This is a genomic window from Roseburia sp. OM03-7AC, from assembly GCF_003462625.1.
In the GTDB taxonomy this organism is placed as follows: domain Bacteria; phylum Bacillota; class Clostridia; order Lachnospirales; family Lachnospiraceae; genus Roseburia_C; species Roseburia_C amylophila.
The window spans coordinates 256-20,415 of record NZ_QTZJ01000004.1; the positions used below are offsets into that span (position 1 = coordinate 256).

Below are 20,160 nucleotides of genomic sequence, written 5' to 3' on the forward strand. Positions count from 1 at the left end.
GCTTCTTACATGCTCTGCTGCCTCTCCATGCATCTCCGACATGGCAGCAATCTCTACAATACTGCTTCTTACCACATCTATCTGTTCTATCCACCGGTCAAGCTGTGCCAGAATCAGTTCCCGAATGCTGGTAATTTCTTCATACTTTACCTGAAATCCCATAACTTTCTCCACTTTTATTATTCTGTTTTTATCCTGTCTGTTATCTATTTTTCCCCTTTTCCATTCGACTTTCAAGGAAAAATATTCGACTTATTTTTGTCTGAAATTCGACTTTTCAGCACCCTATATTCGACTTTTATGCCACTCTTATTTTTATTATTTTTTCTTCCAAATTCCTTGTTTTATGCTGTTTTTCTCAAAATTTCCTTTACCGCTTTCCAGCAGATTCAAGGTCGAGCCAAAAATTTTTTAAGTCGAATTATATATAAAAACCGGTTACACTCATGCACGAAGTACGAATTGGTTGTGCATTTTTACCAATAACTATAACCACAATTTCTTACAATGCAGGGCAACTACGAAAAGCACACTTCGTGAGTTTCTCGCGTAAAAAAAAGAAATCTGAATCTCCTTAGAAATTCAAATTTCTTCTATTTTGTAAGTATTTATTTAATGTAAAACATTCCGCAATCGTCTGACCACACACTGAATATACTCTGTATTCGATGGTTTGTTCTGTATTGAGCCTCTCCATTCTGGATTCTTGAGGTATGATGTCTCCTTATCTGGCTTTGACCATACCCGTTCTATTACATTTCGAATTGATTTTTCCACACCACTTACTGATGTCTGATATACTTGTGCAACCTGCGGATAAACATCATTCGTTATCTGGATTGACGTACCATTGGGAACAGCCAACAGAATCCCAATTGCTCTTGCAAGATATTTGGTTCCTTTTCGGTCCGGCTCAAAACCGCTTTTTATCAGTTCACCCCATGCCAGTACATACTGAATTTCGGTTTCTTCCTGTTCCGTATAGATTACCTTTCTTCCATTATGATATTCGCTTTCTACATCTGCAGTCGTTGGTGCGGTCAGCTTAATTATTTCAATAATTTTCTTTGGTGAAAATAATTCGTTATTTTTCTTATAAACCAAATCTATATCTAACTTATTGATGCTATGCAGAAAATGCTCCGAACCATAATTTGTTGTTACGATAATTTCCGGATGTTTCTTTAACTTCCGTTTCATCTCTATAATGAGATGGATTCCGTCACCTTCTTCTAACTCCAAATTTACAATTACTGCATCTACTTCCTGTTCTGTCAGAATATTGATTGCATCACTCTGCCGCCCCGTTACCGCTACCAATGCAAATTCTTCATCCCGGGCTATTTCTAATGCATATTCCTTGCACAAAAGTTTATCACCTTCTACAAGCATGATTCGAATCATTCTTTCTTTTCCTCCCTCAGCATTCCGATTCAGCTTCCTAGCTGTTTTGTGGAATCTACTCCCTGTATCTATACAATGCTACAGATATATATTTATATCATTTTGTCAAAAAAATCAATACCCTTTCTCTTTTTCCTTCTTCCGCAGTGCTTCCTTAAAGCCCTTCAGGGCATCGAAGGGCATAAACTGCTTGGCACGGTCTTCGATGTCCATTTTCTCTCTTCTCAGATTCTCTCTCTCATTCCAGCCGGATGCGTTTTCCTGCTGTCCGGCTCCCATGGTGTCTCTTCTATACGCCACTCTTATGCCCTCCAATCTGACCGTTTCGTTCTATTGTCGTTGCACTCTCTTCCAAATTCATTCCCTTTAAAATAGCATTCTTACCGTAGCGCTGCTTGATGGAGATTGCTGCACGCTGTGCCTTCACATCCTTCTCTGTCTCTTCCGGATTTGAAAACAAATCAAATTGCTGATAATCTTCTGCCATTACGCCGGTATAAGTCAATGTAATCCGCCGGATATATGCTCCCGGTCTTACAATTCTCCGATAAAGCTGCTCTACATAAGACAGCAGCCGGCGGTTGGAGCTGGTTGCACTGCGCAGCGTTGTGCTTCCCTTCGCCGGTTCAAAGCATTTCTGATTGCTGTAACCGATTACCAGACTGATATGGGATGTTACAAGACCCTGGTCTACCAGGTCAAGGCACAATAAATCTGCCATCTCTTTTACCACCAGTACACCTTCCTCATACTCATAATCCCGCGGCAGCACCTGACCGCTGGAAAAGGATGTATTCTTCGGCCGATATGCCTTGATGTCCGCTATCGTTACCGGTTCTCTTCCCCATGCGTGATCAATTAACAGCTCTGCATCTATGCCAAAAGACTTATATAATAAAGACTCTCTGGCATGGGCAATCTCTTCCATTGTGCAGATGCCCATATTCGATAGACGCTCTACCGTTCCACGCCCCACCCGCCAGAAATCAGTCAGCGGTTTATGTTTCCAGAGTTTCTCCCGGTAGCGTGCTTCATCCAGATAGGCAATCCGGTCTGTCTCATGCTTTGCCATAATATCTAAAGCAACCTTCGCTAAATAGAGATTGGTTCCTACACCACAGGCAGCCGGAATCTTCGTGGTATCTAAAATATCCTGCATGATTGTCCTGCCCAGTTCCACTGCTGTCATCTGGTAGAGATGCAGATAATCCGTCACATCCAAAAATGCTTCATCAATGGAATAGACCTGAATATCTTCTTTTGCAATATATTTTAAATATACGCCATAGATTTCCGCTGCATAATCAATATATAGCTGCATACGGGGTGGTGCCATCTTATATGGAATTTCTTTGGGAATCTGAAAGACACGACACCGGTTGGGAACTCCCATCTGCTTTAACGCCGGTGATACGGCAAGACAGATGGTTTTCTCTGAGCGTTCCGGGTCTGCGACCACCAGCCTGGCAGTCAGCGGATCCCATCCCCATTCCACGCACTCCACCGATGCATAAAAAGATTTTAAATCAATACATAAATAGATTTTATTTCCATTCATATCAATGCCTTTCAAGAACATTTGTTCTTGTTTTATATTAGCACATATGTTTGGATTTTACAAGAGGAATTCTTATACAGGATTTCCACTTTCTGCTTCTAATAATACGGTTCCAACCGGAAATGCTGTCCGAAAAATCTTTCTTACCAACGGACCTGCAATCAGAAGCTGAAACGGCAGTGCCATAATAAAATTCTTTGGAATATTGGTAAGCCAGATAATCAGAAGCATATTCCATGCTCCGCTTTTTACGCAGGCTTCCAGTCCACCGTATAAGGACATGAAAATTACCATCGGAACTACCATACAGCAGGAAACTGCAATCACTTTTTTCGTTGTGCTGCTTTCCGGTTTTACCAGAAAACGAAATGCAAATCCCTTTGCAATTTTAGATACCAGAAACCAATCCAGACACATTGCGCATACATATGCCAGTGGGAATCCCAGCCAGCCTTCTCTTATTACTTCCATATTCAGTGTTCCCATATGCAGTGCTACATTATACATACTCATCCATAACACCATGGAAAAACACATTAACACCGTATAAATCAAACTTTCTCTCTTATGCATTGGCATAATCATTACCTCCATTTTTTATTAAGTCGCAAAGCTACCTATTAGTTCAAAACGAAAGTGAAATCAGAAAAGAAAATTTACACGGTAACTTCCTCCTCTTCCGATTTCACTTTTATTTTATGCTTAGGAAATATTCTGTAACATCATCTCTGTCATTTGCAGAAATGTTTCCATCTGCTCCGGTGTAAAATCCTTACACATTTCTTTTACAACCAGTGCTTCCTTCTTCGCAATCTCCTTATGAATTCCACGGGATTTCTCCGTACAGGATATTTTCTTATAACGCCGGTCATTCTCACTTGGTGCACAGATTAAAAATCCTTTTGCCTCAAGCCTTTTTATAATTCCCGTCATTGTCGGATGTGTCACCTGCTCGATATGTTCTAAGTCCTTCTGATTTACTTCTTCCACTCCATTATCTTCCATCAGACTGACTTCTCCTAATACCCGAAGCTGGACGGCAGTAATTCCGATTTCTTCTGCCCATTCATCCATTTTGCGACGGAATGCCCGGTCTATAATTGCAATCCGAAGTCCAAGCGGCATCTTCACTGCCATAATTTCACTCCTTTTAGGTAGCTTTGCTACTTATTATAAATGTTTTTCAAAAAATGTCAACCTCATTATTCCGTCCGGAGTGCTGTTACCGGGTCACTCTTCGATGCTTTCTTTGATGGGATCAGACCACCCAGAAGTGTCAAAAGGATACTGAGTAAAATCAGCACCAGTGCCGGAACTACCGGAAGCACCGCACTTACATCGGTTGTATTTGCAAGATTATGGATAATCGCATTGACCGGAATAATCAGAAGCAGTGTAAATCCGATTCCAATCAGTCCGGCACACAGTCCGATAATAAAGGTCTCTGCATTAAATACCTGGGAAACGTTCCGCTTCGATGCTCCGATAGCTCTTAGGATTCCGATTTCTTTTCTTCGCTCTAGCACACTGATATAAGTAATGACACCAATCATAATTGAAGATACCACCAGCGAAATTGCCACAAATGCAATCAGTACATATGTGATAATATCCACAATATCGGTTACGGAAGACATCAGCGTTCCTACCATATCGGTATAGGTTATCACCTGCTCGTCCCTGCCTTCCTTTTCCATGCGGTTATTGTATGCATCTAAAATTTCTACCACATGCTCCTTGCTTTCAAAATCCTTCGGATAAATATTAATTCCGCTTGGCACTGCAAAATCCACATAGCCTAATTTCTTTAAGTTATTCTCATAGGTTGTTCCGGTTGCAGAACCCATAGACATCAAAAGCTCTGTCAGCTCATCCTCATTCATATTAATCTGAAATGCATTTAAAAATGCTTCTTCATCCACCTGCATGCCGGATGCCATGGCACTTTGCAGCTTGTTTCCCATCTGTGTCACTGCCTGCTGCATATACTGCTGTATTGCCGTCATCATCTGCTGCTGTACTGCGTCCACATTCATAACATTCGAAAGTCCGGCTGCAATTCTCTGCTGACCATCTGCTGTATTCAGATATGCTGCAAAAGAATCTCCCAATTTTGCCGGGTCAGGTAATCCATTATTCTGTGCATAAGTCTGATAACCTGCAAATAATTCAGAAGACAATTTCTGCATCTGCTCCTGCGTAATCTCAATATTTCCACTACCTGTAAATATCTCAGATGCCCACGCTGTTATGATTCCCTGGGCTTCCTCTGTCTGCAAATATTCTGCTAAGTACTCATCAAATTTCTCCGGGTCGGTATAACCATGGTCTATGACATACTGCTGATATCCACCCATAATCTGCTGGATGAGGCTCTGTATCTGCTCCGGTGTAATAGTTACCATGCCATTTGTCGTAATAATCTCTTTGATATTATCGGATAAAATTTTCCGGGCTTCTTCCGTATTTAAATAGTTCATAAAATACTGGGACAGATTCGAATAATCTGCCTGCGGATTATCCTTTGCATACTGCTGGTAGCCCTCTAAGAGACTGCCTGCAATTGCCTGCATTTCTTCCGCAGAAATTGACTGACCCATGGAAAAAGCATCCACGGAAAATTCTTCGGACAAATCGGCACTTCCCATATCCCCCATAGAATTTTCCAACCCGCTTAAGGCACTTTCATCAAAGGAAAATGCTTTTTCCAATGCTTCACTGTCTACGGTAAACAATGACTGCATATCAAATCCGTTTTCCTTATCTACCTCACCAAACGCTTCATTGGTAAAGACATTTACGGATGGATTTGCAAGCTGCTGTTTTACTATCTCACTCTTTGCCGATTCCTCTGCCACATGCTTTGTCAGAGATTTTGGATATGCAATTCCTGTATTTAAGGATGCGGCATTACTTCCTTCTGCCGGCTGCACCACACCTACAATCGTAAGCTCTTCTCCATCTGCCACCAGTTGTTTCATAAAGTCTTCATTATCCGACTTATCCTTCCAGACCTGATACTCTTCATCATAAGTATAATAATCCGCACTGTTCACCAGTTTAAACTGGATTCCTACCAGATCCTTATAAGTATAAGTTCCAAAATCAGATGGTGTCTCAATATTTTCCTCACTGGCAAACTGCTGTATCATCTCGTCTAATTCCAGCGGGTCACGAAGACCTAATGTATACAGTAAAAAGTCACTAATTCCGCCATTGGAAGTAAGCACCACCACACACTCATTATAATTTTCCGGCCAGCGTCCTTCCTTAATATCATACTGCTTTTCATATAACTTACTGTTTTCCGGCATCTCATAAAAAACATCCGTGCTCATCATGGATGACATCAGACTATTGGAACCAGATGAAGATCCAAGACCTACTGCATCAAAAGATTTGTCCGGATTTACCTGACGTATCCCGTCTTCATTTTCCTTAAAAATCTGCGGACTGATATTATAAGTATACTCCACCGCTGTAGTATACTGCTCAATTCCACTGTCTCCTTCATCAAGATACTTTTTCAAAGCCTCCAGGTCATTAGATGCCATCGTGGAAAACATATTGGTTACCATCTTAATGACTTTTACTTTATCCCCGGAATTTTCTTTATCTGTTTTGGCATTTCCGTCATCACTTTCCGTATTCTTTTCAGAATCTGCCATTCCAAGACTCATGGATGCCAGACTGAATCCCGTACTCTGAATCTGCAGCGGATACTCGGATAAGGTCTCTTCCTCTACATTTTTGATGTATTTATTTACACCGGTAGAAAGAGATAATATCAGTGCAATGCCGATAATTCCAATAGAGCCTGCAAAGGAAGTCAGCAGGGTTCTTGCCTTTTTCGTTTTTAAATTATTAAAGCTTAAGGACAATGCCGTAAGAAATGACATGGAGGATTTTCCCATGTTTTTATGCTCCGGTTCCTTCAACATTGCCTCATCCACTTCATAAGGATTGGAGTCAGCACGAATTTTTCCATCACTTAATCTAACAATTCTGGTAGCATACTGCTCTGCTAATTCCGGGTTATGGGTTACCATAACTACCAGCCGGTCTTTTGCCACTTCCTTCAGCAAATCCATGACCTGCACACTGGTGTCACTGTCTAATGCTCCCGTCGGTTCATCCGCCAGCAGAATATCCGGGTCATTGACCAAAGCTCTTGCAATGGCTACACGCTGCATCTGTCCACCGGACATCTGGCTTGGCTTCTTGTGTAACTGGTTTCCCAGTCCCACCTGCTCTAATGCCGCAACGGCTCGTTTCTTCCGCTCTGCCTTACCGATACCGGAAATGGTCAATGCCAGTTCCACATTTGCAAGTACCGTCTGATGGGGAATCAGATTATAACTTTGAAACACAAAACCAATGGTATGGTTCCGGTAAGAATCCCAATCCCTGTCCTTGTATTTCTTCGTGGATATTCCATTGATAATCAAATCTCCGCTATCATAACGGTCGAGTCCTCCGATTATATTAAGCAACGTGGTCTTTCCCGAACCACTCGGTCCGAGGATTGCCACGAACTCATTATCCCTTAAATTTAAGCTGACATCATCCAGTGCCTTCTGCACCAGACTTCCGGTCTTATATTCCTTATAAATGTGTTGAATCTGAAGCATATGATATTCTCTCGTTTTCCATTTCTTATTTTTCTATTTTACTTTTTCTTTCTCACTCTGTTTTTTATATTACCTTATTCCGAACATTTTTACATCTCACTTTCGAAAAATATCATGGTTTTCATAAAAATTTTAGAAATACCCGTAAGTGCATAACAAAGAATGTGCCTTGGCACATTCTAGCGCCTGCGGCGGTCGCTTGCGACATCTACCTTATACGCCGCAGTGCGCATCCTCGCGGAGTGTTTTTTACTTTACAGGAAAGCAATTTCCTGTAAAGTAAAAAGAGAATTCTGTTTTCTGACCTGCTGCCAGATTCCAGAATCCTCTTTTCTTTATCTTCTAATCAAATAATCCAATGTGATATTTTACCTTCCGGCAAATCTTCCATACCAGAAGTACCGGCATTGCCAGTACCAGATAAGCACAGGAAAGAATTCCTACTCCACCACCTAAGATTATCATAATCCAGATAAAAATATTCATTTCTTACACCTCGCATATTATTATTTTATGTATTTAATATGCGGGTGCCAATGCTTCCTTCTTTCCGTCCGCCTTCCGCTCAAACCTTGCTAACATCAGGCTCCTTAGTACATTATCGCCATGCTTCTTCCGATTCCTCTGAATACGTCCCATAAAAAGCTGTGGCAGCACCACCAACAGCAGCCAGAACATCATTCCAATATTTCTCCTATGGTTCGCCAGTCTACCGCTGCAGCCTAGTGTCAATGCCGCAATGCCTGTATTCTGCATCTGCTCCTCTCTGGATAACATCTTATCCGGAGTATCTAAAAGACGTGCATTCTTTAATTCTATGTAATTTACTGCAAAGGCTTCTTTCTCTGCCGGGGAAACCTGTTCTGTTCTGGTGGATGCGCCTGCAATGGCTACCAGAAACAGGATGCTCCACAGCAGTGCCAAATGCCTGATTATCTTTTTCCGATACATCTGTCTCATTCCTTACCCTGTGATTAAGCTTAGTATATGTCGCAGGACAGCTTCCGTCAAGAGTTGATGCAGCCAGATGGGCTAAGGACAGAGAGAAAAATACAAGCATGAATTTGCGCCGGTTGCCAGCCGAAATCAAACACAATATCGAAATTCTTATGTGCCCTTGCAGATTCCAGTTTGCATCCGCTTCCGACGGACAGATGGGGTGAGCAGTCAAAGCAGCGGAAAGACAATTTATTATCAGAAAAAACACTTTCAAGAACGATAACGCATTTCATCAAAAATTTCTTCCCGGACACCGGCTGCAAATTTGGCTTATTTTTTTAACTCTCTCACTCCTCTGACCATCTGGATGACAACGGTCGGAAGTGCTGCCAGCAGAATAATCTCAATCACAGCAGGACCAGACAATGATTCTACTGAAAATAATCCCCGGAGCAGCGGTACAAAAAGCACCAGTCCCAGCAGCACACTTCCAGACACAAATGCAAGGATACTGTATGGATTTCCGGTAAAGCCCAATGCAAAAATGGTCTTGTTTCCACGACAGTTAAATCCATGGAAAAGACGCGCCAATGTCAGTGTTGCAAATGCCATAGTGGATGCCATTGCCGCACCCTTTCCATTTCCGATATAAAATGCTGCCATGGTGGATGCCGCAATACATAAGCCCTGCAACATAATTCGCCGGAATGTCTCTCCAGATAAAATTCCTTCCGATGCCTGCCTTGGTTTTTCTTCCAATAAACTTGCATCCTGCGGTTCCACGCCAATGGCAATTGCCGGAAGGGAATCTGTCAGCAGGTTAATAAACAGTAAATGCACCGGAGCAAATGGAACCGGAAGCCCCAAAAGGGATGTATACAATACAGATAAAATTCCTGCCATGTTGCCGGAAAGTAAAAATAAAATAGCATTTTTTATATTACGGTAAATGTTTCTTCCGTTCGTTACTGCTTTAATAATCGTAGCAAAGTTATCATCTGTTAATATCATGGCTGCCGCATCCTTTGCCACTTCCGTTCCGGTTATTCCCATGGCTACTCCGATGTCTGCCTGCTTTAATGCAGGTGCATCATTTACACCGTCTCCGGTCATGGAAACGATATTGCCCCTCTTCTGCCAGGCTTTTACAATCCGTATCTTATGTTCCGGTGACACTCTCGCATAAACAGATATTTTATCAATTTTTTCTTCCAGTTCTTTTTCCGGGCAGGCATCCAGCTCTGTTCCGGTTAATGCCAGATCCCCCTCTTCATAGATTCCAATACGCTTTGCAATCGCAACGGCTGTGATTTTGTGATCTCCGGTAATCATTACGGTGCGGATTCCCGCCCGCTTCGCATCTGCTACTGCCTGTATGGATTCTTCCCTTGGCGGGTCTGCCATGGCAGCTAATCCTAAAAAGGTAAGTCCATTTTCCTTTTCCACCGTCAGTTCTCCCCCGGACTTCTTACATGCAAATGCCAGTACCCTGAGTCCATTTTCAGAAAAATGCTGATTCTGCTTCTGGATTTTTGCGATTTCTACATTATCCATCGGTCTTATCTCTTCTTCATATGCCACATTTATGCAACGGTTTAAAAGGACATCTACTGCTCCTTTTGTAAAAATAATTTCTTCTTCGCCACGCAGCCGGTATTTACTGCTCATGCATTTCCGTTCAGAATCAAATGGAATTTCTTCTAATCTCGGAATCATATTTCGAATCGTTTCTTCCTGTATGGTAAGCTGCCCTACATTTTCCGTTCTGTCACGATTCAGGCGGGCTTCGTGAAACATTTCCAACAGGGCAGATTCTGTCGGATCTCCCAGTACTTTTCCATCCGTTATGCTGGCATCATTATTTAAAATGGCATTGTATAAAAAATGCCTTTGCAGGCTGGTTTCTAAGGTCAGCTCATCCGGTTTACAAGTCATACCATTCAGATAAACCTCTTCCACATGCATCTTATTCTGTGTCAGTGTTCCCGTCTTATCGGAGCAGATTACCGATACACAGCCTAAGCTTTCCACAGCTTTTAATTCTTTGACAATGGCATGCTCCTTTGCCATTCTCCTGCTTCCCATTGCCTGCACAATTGTAACAATGGAGCCTAATGCTTCCGGTATTGCCGCTACTGCCAGTGCAACAGCAAACATCATGGCATCAATGACCGGCATCTTCCGGTAAATGCCAAGACAAAAGACCAGTGCACAGATTGCCATAATCAGTATTGCCAGCTTTTTGCTGAAAGAATCAAGACTTATCTGAAGCGGAGTCTTCCGCTCCTTCGTCTGATTCATCAACCCGGCAATCTTTCCTAATTCCGTTTCCATTCCTGTTGCTGTTACAAGTACCTCCGCTCTTCCATATGTTACAAAGCTTCCGGAAAATACCATATTTTTCCGGTCTGCCAACGGTACTTCTTCCGGCAATACTTCTTCATTTTTTTCTACATTGACAGACTCTCCTGTCAGTGAGCCTTCATTGACCTGCAGGGAATAATTGCGAAGAATTCTTCCGTCTGCCACAATCATGTCCCCTGCTTCTAAGATTACATAATCCCCGGGCACAATCTCTTTGGATGCAATCTCCTGACGTTTTCCATCCCGGATAACTCGGGCCGTTGGTGCCGCCAAATCCTTCAAACTATCCAGTGATTTTTCTGCCTTCCTATACTGTATCGTACCAAGAACAGCATTCATAAGTAATACCAGAAAAATTACGATAGTGCTCTCAACATTTCCGGAAAACATGGAAATAATTGCTGCAATAATCAGGATTATGACCATCAAGTCACAAAACTGACTTAAAAACACCTGCAGCAGACTCTTATGTCTGCCCTCGCTCAGCCGGTTCTCGCCTGTCTCTTTTCGTATTCTTTCTACTTCTTCTTCTGTTAATCCTTTTTCCCGAAAGCCAAACATTTCTTCCAACTGCTCTTTCGTACAATTCCAATATGCTTTCATATACGCTTAACCTCCTGCTTTTTATGTTACCGGGTATCAACTATGCGCAACAAAGAATGTGCCTTGGCACATTCCCGCGCCTGCGGCGGTCACTTGCGGCATCTACCTTATGCGCCGCAGTGCGCATCCTCGCGGAGCCTCTTTTACTTTACAGGAACGCAATTTCCTGTAAGCAAAAAAGGAACGAGCACTTTTACCGCATCAAAATAATACGGTAAAAGTCTCGTTCCTCTGCAGTGTATATTCCGGTTATCCCTCTTCAGATAACGTGATGACGAAAAATACAACACCGGCTATCCGGTGCGAACTACTCCCTGATACGCCATCATCATAACATATACCTTTTGTCTCCGTCAATGCCTATTTTTCTGACTCTTCCCAGTAACAACAGGTATCCTTTCCTTTATGCTTTGCTGTATACAAAGCTTTATCTGCCTGCCTGATACTATCTTCATAGTTATAGCTGTCTTTTTTAATCAGGGTGATTCCAACACTGCAGGATACCGGAGTCGGAAGCTTCTCCCGCAACTGTTCCTGCATCCGTGCCAGTCTCTTATCCAAAGTTTTCTTTGAGCAAAATCCTTTAAACAATACTACAAATTCATCCCCACCAAGTCTTCCTATATAATCAGTACGGCGGAAGCTTTCATGAATGGTATCCACAAAAGTACGCAATACTTTATCTCCATATGGATGTCCCTTGGTATCATTAATCTGTTTAAAATTATCAATATCCAATATGAGAAGTGCACACACTTCCCCTTTCTTTGCTTCTTCTAATACATAATGGCTGGTATATTGTTCAAATATCCGCCGGTTCAGTACGTTCGTCAACGGATCGGTATTGGCTGCACGCTCCTGTTCCTGCTGACGGCGTTTCTGTCCATCTATATCCTTAAGATACAGCAGTGCATACATATTTTCCGTCACCTGCTCCTGAAATACATGTACGGTAAGTTCCATCCAGTGGTAACTTCCTCTTGCCATCCTTCTGCGAAGCTGATAATTCACAGTAGCCGTTCCTCTGTTATAATTATAAACCATCTTTTCCTGTTCTAATACATCATAGCAGCCAAACTGGTCTTCCTCTAAGACCAGCTCATCAATATGACGGTTGAAAACCTTCACATAATTTAATGCTTCCCGCTCGCCCTCTGCTACGTAATCTTTCCAGAGTCCACCACTGCTTTGAATCTTACCATTACTCAGGTCTACCTCAGCATATGCCACGGTCTCCGACAGCATTGCCTGATAAAAGTCTTCTCTCTGTAAATACTTTAACTGAATATTCTGATGATCTTCAATCTGATAAATAGTAACTATCCTCAAATTTTCATCCTGTTTCTGGTCTCCGATTTTACAGATGTCCAGGCGGAACCATTCAAACTCATCCTGCTTGTTTTTTAAAAGAATTTCTAATACCTGATCCTCTTTTCTATATTCTACACCGGTAAACGCTGCATGAAATACATCCCGGAAATGGGGATGTACCATTCCATCCTCCCAGCTTTCCGGAAATCCAACCTCTTTTAGCTGATTTCCCTTTAACATAGAACGATTTGTATGGAAATAAATGGTATGTTTCTTCTCATTATACTCCATACGTTCATATTCCTGACTCTTTAAAAATTTTTTCCGAATCATATCATTATTGATACGATGATATCCTTTTAATGTATAGACACCATTTTCCTGATGACCAAGCACTCCAACACAGCGTACTGTCACATTTCCACGTTCCGGATGATTCCAGGTATATTCCATCTCAATAATCTTTCCGGTTGTAATAATATCATGTAATGTATTCTGTACATAATCGTAATAACCATCACTGATGTTATCATACCAGAACCTGAAATATTCCTCGCTGTTCATAATGTCGTCTATGCCCAGAATGCTGCGCATGCTCTTATCCACATACAGACGGTTCTTTCCATTGACCGTATCCAGTTCCAGCGTCCACAGTCCCAGTTTTACAGACTGTAATATATTTTCTTCCTTCAGCATACCCGTCATACGGGCTATCATTTCACTCTTTACATCCATCATTCCGTCACGAATCAGTATATTTGAAATAAAAGGACGTATTCTGGCAATAAAAGTCTTATCATTTGGGCGGTATTTCGGATTATCCACACCAATAAATCCAAATAAATGACCTTCCTTTAACAATGGAAGAAGCATCAGCCTGCGTATTTCCTGATGCACTAATATTTTCCACAAATCCGGTGCTGACTCCCGATACATATCCACATCTTTGATAATAACCGGTCTGTCTTCCTTCAGACTGCCAATCACCAGTTTTACCCGGTCACCCGGTACTGATGCGAGGTAAAGCTGCTGGCTCTGAATCTCATTTTCACACCACTCACAGACATTGCTCCAGCTATCTGCCTCTTTGGAATATAAAAAGATATAGCAGCGGTCTGCCTGATAAAATTCCCCGGTATGATGAAGAAGTTCACTGATGATATCAGCTTCATTTTCTTTTTCTTTCGCCTCTTCCAAGGCTTTCACAATGCCCTTTTCCACTTCTAACTGTTCTTCCAGCCTGCTCATGGAAATATTGATGGTATTCATGTCAATACCTATCTGAAGGCGTGCTGCCTTATTGCCCCAGTTTACTAATTTATCCTTCATCAACATCTGGGTTCCTAAGAATTCATTATTTGCATATCTGGTCAAAAACTTCTTATGCTTTAATTTTGCCATATTACAGTCCGGGCACGGTTCTTCCCTGCCCTCTAATACCTGATAACATTTCTTGCCGGCATAATCACTGACGCCGCTGATTCGTTGTCCGGCAGAGTTCATATAATATAACTCATAGCTTTCCGCATCTATGACATAGACCATCTCTTCTAACTGGTCTAATATTGCTTTATAATCGGTACCATCTCCTGCTTCCGGCAGAATCACTGTGCTATTCCCACAATCTTCCTGCCACCGTTCTTCCTCTACATGGCCAAAAATATACTGTTTTTCAAACAGCTCTTCTTCAATCGGTTTACTGAAATAGAACCCCTGTAAAACTTCAGGTGCAAGCTCTGCAAGTGTCTGTAATTCCTCCGGTGTTTCTACCCCTTCACATACTACCCGGATCTGTGCACTTCTTGCCAGTTCCAAAATATTACGAAGAAGCCGGTAATTGTATGCACTCATATTAATCCGGCTGACAAAGCAGCGGTCAATTTTAATCTCATCAATTGCCAGACTCTTAAGATAACTTAAGCTGGAATATCCGGTTCCAAAATCATCCATGGAAATCTGTATACCACGCTTGCCCCACTGATAAAATAACTGATTGTATTTGGTATAATCCTGTAACTGCATGCTTTCTGTCAGTTCCAGAATAATAGCTTCTCCGGGAATTCCTTCCTGTTCTAATAAATCATAAATGTACTGGCTTAAATCCGGCTGCTGTAACTGTATATAAGAAAGATTAATACTCATACGGAATTCCGGATTATAACGCCGCCACTTTGCACACTGGGCAATGGCTTCCTTTAATACCCATTTTCCCACCTGCACAATCATTCCGCTCTGCTCTAATATTCCAATAAAAAGATTTGGTGACACCACCCCATGATATTTTGAGCGGAAACGGAGCAGTGCCTCTGCTCCCACTACTTCATAATTACTCATCCCAATCTGTGGCTGGAAGAGAAGATAAAATCCATCACACTGGTTGCGGATACTCTTTCTGATTTCTTCTGTTAAGTCAATAACCGACAACTGTTTCTCATAATCTTCTGCTGAGAAAAGAATCAACCGGTTCTTACCGCTCTTCTTGGCACGGTCCAGAGAACTTTCCGCATAGTTAAACAGTGTATTGGCATCCTTGATTCCGGACATCGGATAGCAGACTGCACCTGCTGAAAAGGTACAGTTCTCCATCATCTTCATCTGTATATTCTGGTATACCTCACGCACAGCCTCCATATCATATCCCACAAAATTAACTGCAAACCGGTCACCATCCAGACGATAAATTTTTATGTTTTCATCAATACTATTTTCCAGAAGAGCCGCAATCCTCTTTAAAATAAAATTACCATGGCCTCTTCCATATTTCGTATTGATATTTTTAAAATTATCCACACCAAGAACAAGTAAAACACCTTCTTTTCTGCTGTTCAGCATTTCATCCAGATGTTCCATTAATTTAGTACTATTAAAAAGTCCGGTAAGTGAATCTGTCTTTCCCAAAAGGACAGTATCTGATGTTCTTCCCACCATTACATAAGGAATCCCGGTCTCATCCAGTTCAGCTTTCCCACGACAGCTGATCCAGACCAGATTGCTGTTTCTGTCTACCAGCCGGTATTCCAAATCATGTATCAGGCTTTTTCCAGAGCAGATAGATTCCATATCATTAACCCACTGGTTTAAGTCTCTTTCATATACAATATCTTTCCAGTCATCTATGCCGCAGCTGTTGTTTTCATCCATGCGCAATGCATATCTCTTTGATATATCATTGCTGGCGAAATAAAATTTACCCTCTTTTAAATCTGCCAGAAATAAATAATCATCGGTACTTTCACTTAATAACTGCAGAGTCTGGTAACATTCCGCAAATCCTTTTTTCCCTTTAAACAATTCATCCAGCGTATTCTTCTCCTGCATAGCCCCTCCAAAAAATATATATTTTTCTGTCTATACATTCCTTCCTGCATTATTTAATTGTACATCAAATTATCGTTTTTTACAATATTTATTCAGAAAAGTGTCATAAAAGCACAACCGTATTCATCCGGCATCCGATGGCAGGCTGTCCGCTGCACACAATACACCCCAGCCCAGCCTTGGATTTGGGAAAAAAGAATATCCCGGCAGTGGTCTTGCTCCCCGGATGAGATATGCTTTTATTTTTTCCCCATATAAAAAAGCATCATGTTTCTCTACAATTCCCCATTGCATAAAAAGTGCTGCCGTCCCGGTTACAAATGGCGTTGCCATTGAAGTTCCGCTTCGTACGGTATAACCGCCGCCCGGTGCACAGGATTCAATGTCCACCCCTGGCGCACAGATGTCCGGTTTCACCTGATTGGTCTCTCTGGTGAACCCTCTCCCGGAAAAGGCTGCCACCTGATTATATCTTGCATCATAGGCCCCCACCGAAATTACCTTATAGGCAGTGGATGGAATTGTAAGCGTTGTCTCTTCTGTGGGATATAAAAATCCGGTTGCTTCTCCGATGACCGCAAGGGAAGGCAGCCACATATTATAGGCCCCGGTTACAATCTTTTCCGGTATCAGCGTTATTTTATAGATTCCGCTGTCGATATAATTTTCCACCGGAAGAAAATCAAAATAGATTTCCTGAAAAGGACTGAAAGGGCTTGGTTCTCCAAAATATAATAAAACCTGCGTTCCTTCGATAGTAAATCTCTGGGGGCCCTGCAGCTGCCGGATAATCCCCACCGTTTTCCCACTAGGATGTGTCATCCGGATGGAAAAAATATCCGCATAGGATTTCCAGATTTGTAAGCTTAACGCAGGCTCATATTCTCCTACTGCGAATTCCACTTCCTGTTCTCTTCCCATTACAAGCTGCCCGGAGGTATGCCCTCTGGCACTGCCTTCATTTCCGGTGCCAATCACCAGAACCGATTTCCAGTAATTTGCCATATCAGATAAATAGGTTTCAAGAAGAGAGGTTCCATCATGGGAACCATAGGTATTGCCAAAGCTTATATTTACTGCCACCGGCTGCTTAAGTTCCAGTGCTTTCCGGAGAATATAATCCATTCCAAGCATCAGCTCTGTTGTCCTTGGAAAGGAATTTTTTCCCGGTGTGCCAAGCTTTACCACCAGCAAATCACTTTCATATGCCACGCCCCGGTTTCTTTCATTGGATGATCTTCCATTTCCCGCTGCGATTCCTGCCACATGGGTTCCGTGCCCGGATAAATCCCGGCTGGGGCAGATACGGTACCCATCCTGTATATCCTCCTGCTGCAATGCTTCATTGATTATGTCCCGGTCGTATTCCGTTCCAAGCCTGAATCCCGCCGGTGGATTTCCTGCAATGGTCTGATCCCAGATTGCCAGAATCCGGCTGCTTCCATCTTCCTTTCTAAAATCCGGGTGTCTGTAATCGATGCCACTATCTAAAAATGCCGTTATCACACCTTTCCCACTCAATCCCGTTCCCCCTAACCCCATTTTTCTTGTATAAAGGGACGTAATGCAGGAGGCTCTGATTCCCTGCTGTACAGAGAAAAAGAGCCTCTTTGGTTTTTCCATATATTCAATTTCTGTCCGGTCTGTTACCGCATCCATCAAAGCCTCCGGCAGCCGGATAACTGCATATTCATTGCTCAGTTCTGTAACTTCAATATTCGGAAATATCTCCTCTAATTTTCTGAGACTTCCGGTATATTTTACAATGACTTCCCATGTGTCCGTTTCTTCCTGATATCCTACATTTAAGTTTAAGGACTGCAGTCTTTCCTCTTCCGTTGCATCCAGTGCCAGATTCAGTAAGTTTTCCCGTTTCGAACTGTTCATTCCATCTCCCGGCAATTTCTTTTATTACTACTCTATCGCAATCCGGTATTTTTATGCACTTCTTTTCAGCGTATTGTACCAATACTGTTTCATACTCTGCTGTCTCTTATTGTGGTGTTACGGTTCCGTCATCCTGCACCGTTACGCCAAAGGAAATGCTGTTGATATAGTCATTCAACTGCTGCTGTTCTAATTCATTCATCTGTCTGGTCTTTCCATTTTCTGCCTTTGCTCCCACCAGCTTATAAGAAATTGCACCATCCTTATCCACTACCATTTCCACTGCCATGGTGCGCTCAATGCTGCTGCCAAAAACAAAATTGCCAAGGCTGTAAAACACCGGCTTTCCGTCGATATATTCAATGCCCTGCAGACAATGGGAATGTGCACCAAACACTACATCTGCACCGGCTTCAATATATTTCTGTGCCAGCGTTCTCTGATATGCCTCAGGTTTTTCCTGATGTTCCAAGCCCCAGTGGACATAAACCACCAGCACATCACACTGACTGCGCGCTTCGGCAATGGCATTGACAAACCGCGTTTCATCATAAGTAGAAAGGACTCCCGGTACTGCGCTTTCTACATTCCAGCCGGCAACCGGAAGTACACGGGATGCTGCAAGAAATCCATACTTTTTCCCATTTACTTCTATTACCTGCACTTCCTGCGCCCGCTCTACGCTGTCCCCTGCTCCGGCATATAAAATGCCCTGTCCATCTAATGTTGTAAACGTATCACTCAATGCTTCCCTTCCATAATCGAGGATATGATTATTTGCCAGAGTGACCACGTCCACGCCCATTTCCTTTAATGCTGCTGCATAGGATGGGTCTGTGCGGAAGGTATACTGCTTGTCCTCCATCTGGGTGCCCCGGTTACTAAACGGAAATTCTTCATTTACCATGGTAATATCTGCATTTACAAGCAGCTCTTTCATGCCATTATCTATGACAGCATCTATGCCTCCGGCATCATAGTTTGTTTTAAAAGAATTGGCAAAAAGTACGTCTCCGGTAAACATCAGTGTTGTATCTTCTGTTACATCTGTTGTTTCTTCATTTTTTTCCGTATTCTTATCTGCATCTTCAGAAGCTGCATCCTTTCCGGCTTCCGCATCATTTTTACCGTCAGTTTTATCACTGGTCTTTAAATCGGATTCTCCATTTTTATCCTTGCTGTCTTCTGCCGCTTCTGTCCCTGCTGTTGCGGCAGTCTGCCGGCTGTCCTTCTGGCGGATGCTTCCACCGTGATGGGCTGCATATATCATTGCTGCACCCAGCAGAATCACACACACTATAGAAACTATATATAATGCAATCCGAACTTCTTTCTTCATTATTTTATCTCCTTTTTTGTAGTCATGTTTCCGTGACTATTTTACCAATGAATGAGCATTTCGGCAATCGTTAAAATTTGTATACTCCTTTTGCCTTCAAGCTGGCATGGTCACATTTATTATATCTGGCTATTTTAATCAAACCACTTTTTTCATATGATAGGGAAAACGATTTGCAGATCACATACCAGAGAAAGGATTTACTTTATTATGAAAAATACAAAGAAAATGGTTACTGCGGCCTTGCTTGCTGCATTTACCTGCATTGCAACTATGATTATTAAGATTCCTACACCAACTTTTGGATATATTCATTTAGGAGACGGACTGGTACTCCTATGTGGTATTATCTTAGGACCTGGAATTGGTGCACTTGCCGCTGGTATCGGCTCCATGTTTGCTGATATTTTCTCCGGCTATATGACCTGGGCTCCTGCCACTTTAATCATCAAGGCTCTGACCGCATGCATCGCCGGACTTCTGTTCCACAAACTGCGTCTTAACATTTCTTCCAAAGCTAACCGCAGTGTCCGCGTTGTTATCGGCGGTATCGTAGGTGAGGCTCTTATGGTACTTGGCTACTTCCTGTTTGAAGCAGGTCTTGCTGCATTTGCCAGCGGTTCTTTCTCCTCCGCTGCTCTTGCTACCGGAATTGCTTCTTCTGCTGCAGGTATTCCATTCAATATCGTCCAGGGTGTTGTCGGCATTATTCTCTGCCTGATTCTGCTCCCGGTTTTAAGTAAAATCAATGATGTAAATGAGTGGGTTTCCAAGTAAATAATTTTATAAAAAATGATAGCAGGCAA

At 42.3% G+C, this 20,160-nt stretch carries 13 protein-coding genes; 1 reads left to right on the top strand and 12 read right to left on the bottom strand.

Going from position 1 to position 20,160, the window contains the following annotated elements:
* Positions 1-612: 612 nt before the first annotated feature.
* From DXB39_RS09600 to DXB39_RS09645, 12 genes are all read right to left on the bottom strand, one after another.
* Complete coding sequence (locus tag DXB39_RS09600; protein WP_117698818.1) at positions 613-1,404, bottom strand: sporulation initiation factor Spo0A C-terminal domain-containing protein; 792 nt, start codon at positions 1,402-1,404, stop codon at positions 613-615.
* A gap of 114 nt (positions 1,405-1,518) precedes the next feature.
* Positions 1,519-1,704: a hypothetical protein gene (locus DXB39_RS14670; RefSeq protein ID WP_147326048.1), complete on the bottom strand. Its 186-nt coding sequence runs from the start codon at positions 1,702-1,704 to the stop codon at positions 1,519-1,521.
* Complete coding sequence (locus DXB39_RS09605) at positions 1,694-2,962, bottom strand: Y-family DNA polymerase (protein ID WP_117698836.1); 1,269 nt, start codon at positions 2,960-2,962, stop codon at positions 1,694-1,696. The genes DXB39_RS14670 and DXB39_RS09605 overlap by 11 nt, the downstream gene beginning before the upstream one ends.
* A gap of 72 nt (positions 2,963-3,034) precedes the next feature.
* Complete coding sequence (locus DXB39_RS09610) at positions 3,035-3,541, bottom strand: DUF2798 domain-containing protein (RefSeq protein ID WP_117698819.1); 507 nt, start codon at positions 3,539-3,541, stop codon at positions 3,035-3,037.
* A gap of 123 nt (positions 3,542-3,664) precedes the next feature.
* Positions 3,665-4,099: a MarR family winged helix-turn-helix transcriptional regulator gene (locus tag DXB39_RS09615; protein ID WP_117698820.1), complete on the bottom strand. Its 435-nt coding sequence runs from the start codon at positions 4,097-4,099 to the stop codon at positions 3,665-3,667.
* Positions 4,100-4,164: 65 nt separating this feature from the next.
* Positions 4,165-7,593, bottom strand: coding sequence for an ABC transporter ATP-binding protein/permease (locus tag DXB39_RS09620; RefSeq protein WP_117841838.1), 3,429 nt, complete (start codon positions 7,591-7,593; stop codon positions 4,165-4,167).
* Between the two features lie 342 nt (positions 7,594-7,935).
* Positions 7,936-8,079, bottom strand: coding sequence for a hypothetical protein (locus tag DXB39_RS14940; protein ID WP_197420839.1), 144 nt, complete (start codon positions 8,077-8,079; stop codon positions 7,936-7,938).
* 33 nt (positions 8,080-8,112) lie between these two features.
* On the bottom strand, positions 8,113-8,544 hold the full coding sequence (locus DXB39_RS09625; protein ID WP_117698821.1) for a hypothetical protein: 432 nt from the start codon (positions 8,542-8,544) through the stop codon (positions 8,113-8,115).
* A gap of 318 nt (positions 8,545-8,862) precedes the next feature.
* The gene (locus DXB39_RS09630; RefSeq protein ID WP_117841837.1) at positions 8,863-11,499 is read right to left on the bottom strand and encodes a cation-translocating P-type ATPase; all 2,637 of its coding nucleotides are present in this window, start codon (positions 11,497-11,499) and stop codon (positions 8,863-8,865) included.
* Positions 11,500-11,859: 360 nt separating this feature from the next.
* Positions 11,860-16,128: an EAL domain-containing protein gene (locus DXB39_RS09635; protein ID WP_117841836.1), complete on the bottom strand. Its 4,269-nt coding sequence runs from the start codon at positions 16,126-16,128 to the stop codon at positions 11,860-11,862.
* Positions 16,129-16,251: 123 nt separating this feature from the next.
* On the bottom strand, positions 16,252-18,015 hold the full coding sequence (locus DXB39_RS09640; protein ID WP_117841835.1) for a S8 family peptidase: 1,764 nt from the start codon (positions 18,013-18,015) through the stop codon (positions 16,252-16,254).
* 106 nt (positions 18,016-18,121) lie between these two features.
* Positions 18,122-19,354: a CapA family protein gene (locus DXB39_RS09645; protein WP_117841834.1), complete on the bottom strand. Its 1,233-nt coding sequence runs from the start codon at positions 19,352-19,354 to the stop codon at positions 18,122-18,124.
* Between the two features lie 210 nt (positions 19,355-19,564).
* Between DXB39_RS09645 and DXB39_RS09650 the strand changes: the two genes are divergently transcribed.
* Positions 19,565-20,131 (top strand): ECF transporter S component, encoded by a 567-nt coding sequence (locus DXB39_RS09650; protein ID WP_022244388.1) that lies wholly within the window; start codon positions 19,565-19,567, stop codon positions 20,129-20,131.
* Positions 20,132-20,160 lie beyond the last annotated feature (29 nt).